General features: G+C 75.9%; 10 protein-coding genes, 1 tRNA gene and 1 pseudogene. All 12 read left to right on the top strand.

What is annotated here, in order from left to right; all coding sequences use genetic code 11:
• Positions 1–149 precede the first annotated feature (149 nt).
• The 12 genes and pseudogenes from GTR02_RS15270 (at position 150) to GTR02_RS15215 (ending at position 10,791) form a co-directional block, all read left to right on the top strand.
• On the top strand, positions 150–1,076 hold the full coding sequence (locus tag GTR02_RS15270) for a segregation/condensation protein A (protein ID WP_166608352.1): 927 nt from the start codon (positions 150–152) through the stop codon (positions 1,074–1,076).
• A gap of 116 nt (positions 1,077–1,192) precedes the next feature.
• Positions 1,193–1,681: pseudogene (scpB, locus tag GTR02_RS24955) on the top strand (SMC-Scp complex subunit ScpB); the annotation flags it as partial.
• Between the two features lie 243 nt (positions 1,682–1,924).
• The gene (locus GTR02_RS15260; protein ID WP_166608351.1) at positions 1,925–2,935 is read left to right on the top strand and encodes a pseudouridine synthase; all 1,011 of its coding nucleotides are present in this window, start codon (positions 1,925–1,927) and stop codon (positions 2,933–2,935) included.
• 23 nt (positions 2,936–2,958) lie between these two features.
• Positions 2,959–3,321: a chorismate mutase gene (gene aroH / locus GTR02_RS15255; protein WP_166608350.1), complete on the top strand. Its 363-nt coding sequence runs from the start codon at positions 2,959–2,961 to the stop codon at positions 3,319–3,321.
• A gap of 25 nt (positions 3,322–3,346) precedes the next feature.
• Positions 3,347–4,459: a prephenate dehydrogenase gene (locus GTR02_RS15250; RefSeq protein WP_166608349.1), complete on the top strand. Its 1,113-nt coding sequence runs from the start codon at positions 3,347–3,349 to the stop codon at positions 4,457–4,459.
• Between the two features lie 59 nt (positions 4,460–4,518).
• The gene (gene cmk / locus GTR02_RS15245) at positions 4,519–5,346 is read left to right on the top strand and encodes a (d)CMP kinase (RefSeq protein ID WP_338073840.1); all 828 of its coding nucleotides are present in this window, start codon (positions 4,519–4,521) and stop codon (positions 5,344–5,346) included.
• Positions 5,343–6,062, top strand: coding sequence for a 1-acyl-sn-glycerol-3-phosphate acyltransferase (locus tag GTR02_RS15240; protein WP_166608348.1), 720 nt, complete (start codon positions 5,343–5,345; stop codon positions 6,060–6,062). Before cmk ends, GTR02_RS15240 begins: the two co-directional genes overlap by 4 nt.
• Positions 6,059–7,570: a ribosome biogenesis GTPase Der gene (gene der, locus GTR02_RS15235; RefSeq protein WP_166608347.1), complete on the top strand. Its 1,512-nt coding sequence runs from the start codon at positions 6,059–6,061 to the stop codon at positions 7,568–7,570. The genes GTR02_RS15240 and der overlap by 4 nt, the downstream gene beginning before the upstream one ends.
• A gap of 49 nt (positions 7,571–7,619) precedes the next feature.
• Positions 7,620–7,696 (top strand) — tRNA-Pro (locus GTR02_RS15230).
• Positions 7,697–7,967: 271 nt separating this feature from the next.
• A complete protein-coding gene (locus GTR02_RS15225; RefSeq protein WP_338073839.1) occupies positions 7,968–8,840 on the top strand; it encodes an ABC transporter ATP-binding protein in 873 nt (290 codons plus the stop codon).
• Positions 8,841–8,851: 11 nt separating this feature from the next.
• The gene (locus tag GTR02_RS15220; protein ID WP_338073838.1) at positions 8,852–9,664 is read left to right on the top strand and encodes an ABC transporter permease; all 813 of its coding nucleotides are present in this window, start codon (positions 8,852–8,854) and stop codon (positions 9,662–9,664) included.
• A gap of 35 nt (positions 9,665–9,699) precedes the next feature.
• Entirely contained in the window at positions 9,700–10,791 is a 1,092-nt protein-coding gene (locus tag GTR02_RS15215; RefSeq protein WP_166608345.1) for an ABC transporter substrate-binding protein, read from the top strand.
• The last annotated feature ends 67 nt before the right edge of the window (positions 10,792–10,858 follow it).

The following is a 10,858-nucleotide window of genomic DNA, read 5'->3' as shown; positions in this document are numbered from 1 at the left end:
CTCGGGACGGGTGGGCGACGGCTGCGCTCCACGCTAGGCCGACCGTCGCGGCCCCCGGCGCGGATCGTCGCCGGACCACCCGGACGCCCGCCGGCGGCGCCCCGCGCGTGCTGCGAACGGGTGGCGCACGGGCTCGCTACCGTGGGCGCGTGCCCGCCCCCGCCAGCGTCGCCGCGACGCCCGACGCCCGCGGCGTCCCGGCCGCCCGCGAGCCGCGCGAGCCGGGACGGGGCGCCTTCGAGGTCCACCTGACCAACTTCTCCGGGCCCTTCGACCTGCTGCTCGGCCTCATCACCAAGCACCAGCTCGACATCACCGAGGTCGCGCTCGCCCGTGTCACCGACGAGTTCATCGCCCACATCCGGGCCGCCTCGGCCGCCGAGGAGGACTGGGACCTCGACGAGGCCAGCGAGTTCCTCCTGGTGGCGGCCACGCTGCTCGACCTCAAGGCGGCCCGCCTGCTGCCCGCGGCCGACGTCGAGGACTCCGAGGACCTGGCGCTGCTGGAGGCCCGCGACCTGCTGTTCGCGCGGCTGCTGCAGTACCGCGCCTACAAGCAGGTCGCCGCGGTCCTCGCGGAGCGCTTCGAGGAGTCCTCCCGGCGCGTGCCGCGCGCCGTGGCGCTGGAACCCCACTTCGAGCGCCTCCTGCCGGAACTCGTCCTGCGCGTCGGCCCGGAGCAGCTGGCCGCGCTCGCGGGCCGCGCCCTGACGCCCCGGCCCGTGCCGCTCGTCGGCCTGGAGCACCTGCACGCCAGCACCGTCAGCGTCCGCGAGCAGGCGGCGCTGGTCGTGGACCGCCTGCGGCGCAGCGGGTCCGCGACGTTCGAGGACCTCGTGGCCGACGCGGGCGAGGGGCCGGAGGGCACGCTCGTCGTCGTCGCCCGGTTCCTCGCGGTGCTGGAGCTGTTCCGCGAGCGCCGCGTGCGGCTGGAGCAGCCCGAGGCCCTGTCCACGCTGACCGTGCGGTGGGACGCCGGGGTCGCGGACGACGCCGACGACGCGGCGGCCGCCCGGGTGCTGGCCGCGGTGGACGAGTTCGAGGGCGCGGACACCGCGCCGGGGAGGACCGCATGAGCACCGACGTGGAGCGCGCAGCGGCGCACGACGACACCGACGACGACACCGCCGCCGCCGCCGCCGAGGCCGCCGACGCCGGCCGGCGCGTGCGGGCGGCGGTCGAGGCCGTCCTCATGGTGGCCGACGAGCCCGTCGCGGTCCCGGCGCTGGCCCGCGCGACGGGCGAGGCGCCCGACGAGGTGGACCTCCTGCTGCGCGAGCTCGCAGCGGAGTACGCCGAGCAGGGCCGCGGGTTCGAGCTGCGCGAGGTCTCCGGCGGGTGGCGCGTGTACTCGCGCGCCGAGCACGCCGACGTCGTCGAGGCCTTCCTGCTCGACGGGCAGACCGCCAAGCTCACGCAGGCCGCGCTCGAGACCCTGGCGATCGTCGCCTACCGCCAGCCCGTCAGCCGGGCGCGCGTCTCGGCCGTGCGGGGCGTCGGCGTGGACGGCGTGATGCGCACGCTGCTCACCCGCGGGCTCGTGACGGAGGCCGGGGTCGAGGCGACGTCGGGCGCGACGCTGTACCGCACCACCGAGGAGTTCCTGCACCGGATGGGCCTGCCGGCCCTCGACGACCTGCCGCCGCTGGCGCCCTTCCTGCCCGACGAGCTGTCGGTGGAGGACCTCGAGCCGCGCGAGGTCCTCGCCCCGCCGCCCGGTCCGGCGGTCGCCGCGGCCTCCGCGGTGGGGGATGATGGGACCGACGGCGGACCCGCCGACGCGGCCCCGCCGCGCGAGCGGGGGCCCGCGGACGCGACCGACGAGCAGCTCCCCGAGCCGCACCGGGACGTCCCCGTCCACGACAGCACGGACCAGCCGGACGACGAGCCGGAACAGCAGTAGGCAGTACTCCAGGAGGAACCCATGACCCCGACTGCGCCCCGCGGAGGCGGCCAGCGTCGCAGCGGCGCCGGCAAGGGCAGGCCCGGCGCGGGCGGTGGCCCCGCCCAGCGCGGCGGCCGGCCCCAGCGGCCGAGCCAGTCCCGCGGTGGGACCGGTGGCGGCAAGGGTTCCGTGCCCGGCAGGCACGCCGCGGGCGGACGCCGCGGCGCCGCGACGCGGATGAGCGACGAGATCGCGCCCGCACCGGCGCCGCCGCGCCGCGGCCCCGCGCCCGCCAAGGCGCGTCCGGGCGTCGACGTGCACGACCCCGAGGGCGTGCGCCTGCAGAAGGTGCTGGCCCAGGCCGGTGCCGGGTCCCGCCGCGCGTGCGAGGACATGATCGCCGCGGGTCGCGTCACGGTGGACGGCGAGGTCGTCACCGAGCTCGGGGTGCGCATCGACCCAACCCGGCAGGTCGTCCACGTCGACGGCCTGCGGTTCTCCCTCGACGACGAGCTCGTCTACATCGCGGTGAACAAGCCCAAGGGCGTCGTGTCGACGATGTACGACGAGCAGGGCCGGATGAACCTCGCGGACATGGTCGGCCCGCGCGAGGAGCGCCTGTTCCACGTCGGCCGCCTCGACCTCGAGACCGAGGGCCTGATCCTGCTGACCAACGACGGGGCGCTCACGCACCGCCTGCAGCACCCGTCCTTCGGCGTGAAGAAGACCTACCTCGCCGAGGTCCGCGGCCCCGTCAAGAAGGACCTCGGGAAGGTGCTGCGCGCCGGCATCGAGCTCGAGGACGGTCCCGTGGCGGTGGACAGCTTCAAGCTCGTGGACTCCAAGCCCGGGTACGCGCTCGTCGAGGTCGTCCTGCACGAGGGGCGCAAGCACGTCGTGCGACGCCTGCTCGAGGCCGAGGGCTACCCCGTGCTGAAGCTCGTGCGCACCCAGATGGGGCCGATCGTCCTGGGCGACCTCAAGCCCGGCAAGAACCGCCGCCTGACCCGGGGCGAGGTCCAGCAGCTGATGGCGGTCGCCGGGCTGTGACGGGCCCCACTACGGTGGCCCCCGTGTCGGTGAGGGCGATCCGCGGTGCGGTGCAGGTGGAGGCGGACGAGCGCGAGCAGGTGCTCGACGCGACGAGGGAGCTCGTCGAGGAGGTCATCCGCGCCAACGCGCTCAGCCTCGACGACTTCATCAGCGTCCTCTTCACCTCCACCCACGACCTGGTCTCGGAGTTCCCGGCCGTCGCGGCGCGCGAGCTCGGCATGGGCGACGTCCCGCTGATGTGCGCGCGGGAGCTCGAGATCGACGGGTCGATGCCCCGCGTCGTGCGCCTCATGGCGCACGTGGAGACGCGGCTGGCCCGCGCCGAGGTGCGGCACGTGTACCTGCGCGGGGCCCAGGCCCTGCGCCGCGACATCGCCCAGTGACGCGGCCCGCCCCGGCCCCGCGCCGGTGACCCTCGACCCGGCCGCCCCGGCCCGCACCGTCGGCACGGTCCGCGTGGTCGGCACGGGGCTGCTCGGCACGTCCGCCGCGCTGGCCCTGACCCTGCGCGGCGTGGACGTCGTCCTGCAGGACGTCTCGCCCACGGCCATGGCCATCGCGCGCGACATGGGTGCCGGGCGCTTCCCCCGCGACGACGACGACCCCGCCGTGGTGCTCGTCGCGGCCCCGCCCGACGTCGTCGGCCAGGTCGTGGCCGAGGAGCTGCGGCGCTGGCCGCGCGCCGTCGTCACCGACGTCGCCAGCGTCAAGGGTGGGCCGCTGCAGACGTTGCGGGACAAGGGCATCGACCTCAGCCGCTACGTCGGTTCCCACCCCATGGCCGGCCGGGAGCGCTCGGGCCCGGTCGCGGCGCAGGCCGACCTCTTCGCGGGGCGGCCGTGGGTCGTCGCGGCGGGGGAGGAGGCGGCCCCCGCCGCCGTGGCCGCCGTGCGCGCCCTCGCGCTCGACTGCGGCGCGGCGCTCGTGGACATGCGGGCCGGTGAGCACGACGAGGCCGTCGCGCTCGTCTCCCACGCCCCGCAGGTCGCGGCCAGCCTCGTCGCGGCCCGGCTGCGCGACGCCCCCGACGGCGCCGTCGGCCTCGCGGGCCAGGGGCTGCGCGACGTGACGCGGATCGCCGCGAGCGACCCCGCCCTGTGGGCGCAGATCCTCGCGGGCAACGCGGCCCCCGTCGCCACGGTGCTCGAGTCCCTGCGCGCCGACCTCGACGACGTCATCGCGGCGCTGCGCGCGCTCGAGCGCGACCCCGGCGCGCTCGGGGCCCGCGGGGCCCTGGTGCGGGTGATCGCCGACGGCGGGGCGGGGCGCGACCGCATCCCCGGCAAGCACGGCACCGCGCCGACGGCCTACGCGACCGTGGTCGTGGTCGTGCCCGACCGCGTGGGCGAGCTGGCGCGGCTGCTGGCCGACATCGGCGCGGCCGGGGCCAACCTGGAGGACCTGCGCCTGGAGCACTCCGAGGGCCAGCCGGTCGCCCTGGCGGAGATCGACGTGCTGCCGGCCGCGGCCGCGCACCTCGAGGAGGCCCTGCGGGAGCGGGGCTGGACGGTGCCGCGGTGAGCGCGGCGCCGACCGACCTCCGGCACCGACCGACCCCCGACGTCGACTAACCTCCACGGGTGCCCACCCCCGCCGAACACCACGGTCCCGCCACGTCCGCAGCGGAGTCGCCCGCGGCGGTGTCGCTCGGCACCTCGGAGGTCTCGGTGGTGGACCGGCCCGCGCGCGCGGGCGTGGTCGTCGCGGTGGACGGGCCGTCGGGGTCGGGCAAGTCCAGCGTGAGCCGGGCCGCCGCCCGCGCCCTCGGGGTGGCCTTCCTCGACACGGGCGCCATGTACCGGGCCGTCACGCTCGCCGCGCACCGCGCGGGCGTCGACCTGCACGACACGGCCGCGGTCGCGGCCCACGTGCGCGGGGTCCCGCTGGTCGTCGGCACCGACCCCGACGCCCCCGTCATCGCCCTGGTCGAGGCCGACGGCCGCGAGACCGACGTCACCGAGGCCATCCGCTCGGCCGAGGTCACGGCCGCCGTGAGCGCCGTCGCGTCCGTGCCCGCGGTGCGCGCCGACCTGCTCGTGCGCCAGCGCACGCTCATCGAGGCGGCCTGCGCGGCGCCCGCCGCGGGCCGGGCCCCGGGCGTCGTGGCCGAGGGCCGCGACATCACCACGGTCGTGGCCCCCGACGCCGACGTGCGCGTGCTGCTGACCGCCGACGAGGCGGTCCGGCTCGCCCGGCGCGCGCAGCAGGACCTGGGCGCGGCCGACGCCGCCGCGCTGGCGGCGACGCGCCGCGGGATCGTCGAGCGCGACCGCCTCGACAGCCGCACGACGGCCTTCCGCACCGCCGCCGACGGCGTCGTGACCCTCGACTCCACCCACCTCGACTTCGACGGCACCGTCGAGGCCCTGCTGGCCGTCGTGCGCGGGCGGACGGGGGCGCGCTCGTGAGCGTGCGCGTCCGCGAACCGCAGGCCTGGACCAAGTGGGTCGGCACGGCGCTCGCGCGCGGCGTGTGGTCCTCGCGCGTGCACGGCGCGCAGCACGTCCCCGGCACGGGGCCGGTGCTGTTCGCCGCCAACCACGCCTCGATCGTCGACGGCCCGCTGCTGTACGCCGTCGCCCCGCGCGACGTGCACTTCCTCGTGAAGAAGGAGATGTTCGGCGGCGTCGTCGGCGCGGCCCTGCTGCGGGCCGGGCAGATCCCCATCGACCGCAGCCACGGCGACCGCGAGGCGCTGCTGGGCGTGCTCGACGTCCTCGCGGGCGGCGGCGCCGCGGGCGTGTTCCCCGAGGGCACCCGCGGCCGCGGGGACGGCGCCTCCGTCCGCTCGGGCGTGGCCTGGCTCGCGCTGCAGTCCGGCGCGCCCGTCGTGCCGGTCGCCTGCCTGGGCGCGCACCTGCCCGGTGAGCGGGAGCGGCGGCTGCCGCCCCCGCGCCGCCGCCTGCACTTCTGCTTCGGCGCCCCCTTCACCGTGGTCAAGGAACCCGGGGTGCCCGGCCGCGTGGCCCTGGCCGCGGGTGTCGAGCAGGTCCGCGAGAAGTTGTCCGCACACGTGCTGGAGTCGCTGCAGCGCACGGGGATCGCATCCCCCGACCACCTGGGCGCCGACGAGCTGGGACTCGGTGAGATGGCGTCCGACGATCTGCCGGGAGGCAATCGATGAGTTCCCCCGACGCACCCGAGGACACCGGCGCCCACGACGCGCCCGCGAGCGGGCCGATCGAGGTCCCCGACGACGCGAACGTCGAGACCGCCCTGCGCGTGGGGTTGCGGGAGTACGACCTGTCCGAGGAGGACGTCGCGCTCCTGGACACCGACGGCAGCGGGGACGGCGACGAGCAGCCCGCCGGCCCGCTGCCGGTGCTGGCCGTCGTCGGCCGCCCGAACGTGGGCAAGTCGACGCTGGTCAACCGCATCATCGGCCGCCGCGAGGCGGTCGTCGAGGACGTCCCCGGCGTCACCCGGGACCGCGTCATGTACCCGGCGACCTGGGCCGGGCGCGACTTCACGCTGGTCGACACCGGCGGCTGGGAGAAGAAGGTCGAGGGGCTGCCCGCGCGCGTCGCCGAGCAGGCCGAGGTCGCGATCTCGCTGGCCGACGCCGTGATGTTCGTCGTCGACGCGACCGTGGGGGCCACCGGCACCGACGAGCAGGTCGTGCGCCTGCTGCGCAAGGCCGGCAAGCCCGTCGTGCTCGTGGCCAACAAGGTCGACGGCCCGCGCCAGGAGGCCGACGCCACCGAGCTGTGGTCGCTGGGGCTGGGGGAGCCGTACCCCGTCTCGGCCCTGCACGGGCGCGGCACGGGCGACGTGCTGGACGCCGCCGTCGCGAAGCTGCCCGCCGTCTCGGCCACCGGCGGCGGCCTCGAGCCGGCCGGCGGCCCGCGCCGCGTCGCGCTGCTCGGGCGGCCCAACGTCGGCAAGTCGAGCATGCTCAACAAGCTCGCCGGCTCCGAGCGCGTCGTCGTGCACCCCACCGCCGGGACGACCCGCGACCCCGTCGACGAGCTGATCGAGCTCGGGGGGCGCACGTGGCGCTTCGTCGACACGGCCGGCATCCGCCGCCGCGTTCACCTCACGCAGGGCGCCGACTTCTACGCGTCGCTGCGCACGCAGGCCGCGCTGGAGAAGGCCGAGGTCGCCGTCGTGCTGCTCGACGCCAGCGAGCGGCTGTCCGAGCAGGACATCCGCATCGTCACCACGGTGGTCGAGTCCGGCCGTGCGCTCGTCCTGGCCTACAACAAGTGGGACCTGACCGACGAGGAGCGCCGGCACTACCTCGAGCGTGAGATCGAGAAGGAGCTCGTCCAGTACCCCTGGGCGCTGCGCGTCAACGTCTCCGCCCAGACCGGCCGCCACCTCGAGCGCCTCGTGCCCGCCCTGGACACCGCGCTGGAGTCCTGGGACACCCGGGTGCCGACGGGCCGGCTGAACAGCTTCCTGGGCCAGGTCGTGGCCGAGCACCCGCACCCGGTCCGCGGGGGCAAGCAGCCGCGCATCCTCTTCGGCACCCAGGCCTCGACCCGGCCGCCGCGGTTCGTGATCTTCGCCAGCGGGTTCCTCGAGGCCGGTTACCGCCGGTTCATCGAGCGCCGCCTGCGCGAGCAGTTCGGCTTCACCGGCTCGCCCATCGAGGTCAGCGTCCGCGTGCGGGAGAAGCGCAAGCGGTGAGGTAAGGTCTTCCACGGCTCGACCACCCCCTCGGGGGCGGGACGGCCGGCGGGCTGTAGCGCAGCTTGGTAGCGCACTTGACTGGGGGTCAAGGGGTCGCAGGTTCAAATCCTGTCAGCCCGACCAGCGTTCGCGCGGGTCAGAGCGGGTGTTCGTCCTCGGGGCGGGCACCCGTTCGTCGTTGCCGGCCACGGCAGGTCAGGAGGTCGCAGGTGCCGGGTCTCCTCGAGCGGCTCCGTGGCCGCGTGTGCTCGGCCTGCGGCCACGCGCGGGAGGCGCACGAGCACTACCGCCGCGGGACGGACTGCTCGGTGCGCGACTGCGGGTGCCCGCGGTTCCGGCGCTGAGGTGAGGGTTGTCCGGCACGCCGCGGGTGCGGCGACGACGAGGAGCAGGGGTGGCGAGCACGGCTGAGCGCGAGGTCGCCGCGGTCCCCGACGCCTCGCACATCCTCGTCCGCTCCGCCGGCAAGACCTACCGCGACGGCGAGCAGCCGACGGTGGCGCTCGCCGACGTCGACCTCAGCGTGCCGCGCGGTCGCTTCGTCAGCGTCATCGGCCCCAGCGGCTGCGGGAAGTCCACGCTGCTGCGGCTCGTGGCGGGGCTGGAGGAGCCCGACACCGGCGACGTGTCGATCTTCGGCGCCACCGCGCAGCAGGCCTCGGCCGCCAAGTCGATCGGCTTCGTCCCTCAGGTGCCCGCGCTGCTGCCCTGGCTCAGCGTCCTCGACAACGTCCGCGTGCTCGACAAGGTGAACCGGCGGGCGGGCCGGCGCCGCCGCGAGGCCGCGGGCGCGGCCACCGAGCGGTGCGAGCTCGCGGGCGACCCCGTGCAGCTGCTGACCCGGCTGGGGCTGGGCGACGCGCTCGCGCAGCGCCCGGGGCAGCTGTCGGGCGGCATGAAGCAGCGCACCGCGATCGCCCGGGCCTTCGCGCTGCAGCCCGACGTCCTGCTGATGGACGAGCCGTTCTCGGCGCTCGACGAGTTCACGCGCGAGGCGGTGCAGCTGCAGCTGCTCGACGTCTGGCACGAGACCCGCACCACCGTGCTGTTCGTGACCCACTCGGTCACCGAGGCCGTGCTGCTGTCCGACACCGTCGTCGTCATGGCGGCCCGGCCGGGGCGCATCGCCGCGGTGCTCGACATCGGCCTCGAGCGCCCCCGCCGGCACGGCCACCTCGACTCCGACGCGATGCACGCGTGCGAGCACGCCGTGCGCGCCCACCTCGAGCAGGCGTGGACCGATGTGCTCCCGCGGGACCTGGTGTGAGGGGGCCCGTGGTGAGCGCGCGGCTGGCGGCCGCGGCCCGGCGGGCCGCGGCGGCCACCGGCTTCCTGCACCCGCGGTGGTGGCTGCCCACGCTGGTCGCCCTCGCGGCCGCGGCCGTGGTGTGGACGCTCGTGGCCCGCTCCAACCCCTACGTCCTGCCCGCGCTCGGCGCGGTGGGCGAGCAGCTCACGACCCAGCCGGGGTTCTACGTCGAGAACGCCGCCGCGACCCTGCGCGAGGCGCTGCTGGGCCTGCTCGCGGGCTCCGTCGCGGCGTTCGCGCTCGCCGTGGGGATCTCCGAGTCGACCGTGCTGCGCCGGGCGCTGCTGCCGCTCGTCGTGGTCCTCAACGTCACGCCCGTGGTGGCCATCGCCCCCGCGCTCGTGGTGGCGTTCGGCTTCGGGATCCTGCCCAAGGTCGTCGTCACCGCGCTCATCACCTTCTTCCCCGTGCTGATGAACACCACGACGGGGCTGCGCTCGGTGGCCCGGCCCGTGCTGCAGGTGTTCCGCACCGTGCACGCCTCCCGCCTCGACGTGCTGTGGCGGCTGCGGATCCCCAGCGCCCTGCCCTACGTCTTCGCGTCCCTGCGCGTGGTGTTCCCCCTCTCGATCGTCGGGGCGATCGTCGCGGAGTTCTCCGCCGCGGGCGCCACCCAGGGCCTCGGCACCGTGATCAGCGTGGCGTCCTCGTCGTCGCAGCTGGACCGCGTCTTCGCGGCCATCGCCTGCCTGGCGGTGATGGGCTCGGTCCTTCTCCTCCTCGTCACGGCCGTGGAGCGGCGCGTCCTGTCCTGGCACGAGTCGCAGTCCGGCCCGTCGTGAATGCCCACCGCCCGCACCCCTCCAGGAGCGCACCCGTGACCACCGCCCTGCGCGCCCTCGCCCCGGCCGCGGCCCTCGCCCTCCTGCTCGCGGGCTGCACCGGCGGCGGCGACCCGGCGACCCCGTCGGCCCCCGCCGCCGCGAAGGGGTCGGCCGTCTCGCCCGAGCGCTGCGCCGAGAACGAGGCCGCCGGGCCCGTCACCTACGTGACGGGGTACCAGTACCAGGCGTCGGCGAGCATCCTCGACCCGCTGGCGGCGGAGGCGCTGGGCTACTTCGACGCCCTCTGCCTCGACGTCCGCATCCAGCCGGGCACGGGCGAGACCGCGCAGAACGCGCAGCTCGTCGCCGCCGGCACGGCCCAGCTCAGCTCGATGAGCGGCGGCAGCGACGTGCTCGTCAACGTCGCCAACGGCGTCGACGTGAAGGCCGTCGCGCTGTTCGGGCACGTGCCCATCGCGACGCTCATGACGAAGCCGGACGTCACCGACCTGAAGCAGCTGGAAGGGACGACGCTGGGGCAGAAGGGCGCGCTGCCGGTGGCGATCGACGCCATGCTGCGCGCCGACGGCGTGGACGTCGCGTCGATCAAGCAGGTCGTCGTCGGGTTCGACCCGACCGTGCTGGTGCGGGGGCAGGTCCAGTCGCTCACGGGGTACAAGTCCAACGAGCCGCTGACGCTGGAGGCGCTGGGCGAGGACGTGCGGCTCTGGAACCCGGAGGACTACGGCGTGCCCGGCTCGATCGCCGCGACCATCGCGAACCCCGACTTCCTCGCCGAGCACCCCACGGCCGTGCAGGACTTCCTGCGCGCCCAGCTGCACGCGTTCGAGCACTGCGAGACGGCGGCCGAGGAGTGCGTCGGCTACGCCGCGCAGGCCGCGGGCACCGGCTACGACACGGCGCACAACGTCGACGTCTGGACCACGGAGGAGGGGCTGGTCACCTCGACCCTGCCCGCCGGTCAGGTGCTCGGGCAGCTGGACCCCGCGGCGATGCAGACCGAGGGCGACTTCCTCCTGCGGATGGGGCAGGTGAAGGCCGTCCCGGACCTGAGCAGGGTCCTCGACACCACGGTCGTGCCTGCGCTGTACGCGAACGGCGCCCTGGTCTGGCCCGCGCCCTGAGCCGGGCCAGACCAGGGCGCCGTTCGCGTACAGCGCAGGCACGACCGTGGTGTCGAGGACCCTGCTC

Source organism: Kineococcus siccus (assembly GCF_009906795.1).
Classification (GTDB): Bacteria; Actinomycetota; Actinomycetes; order Actinomycetales; family Kineococcaceae; genus Kineococcus; species Kineococcus siccus.
The sequence above is the reverse complement of the archived record's forward strand: the minus strand, read 5'-3'. Positions and strand labels throughout refer to the sequence as shown.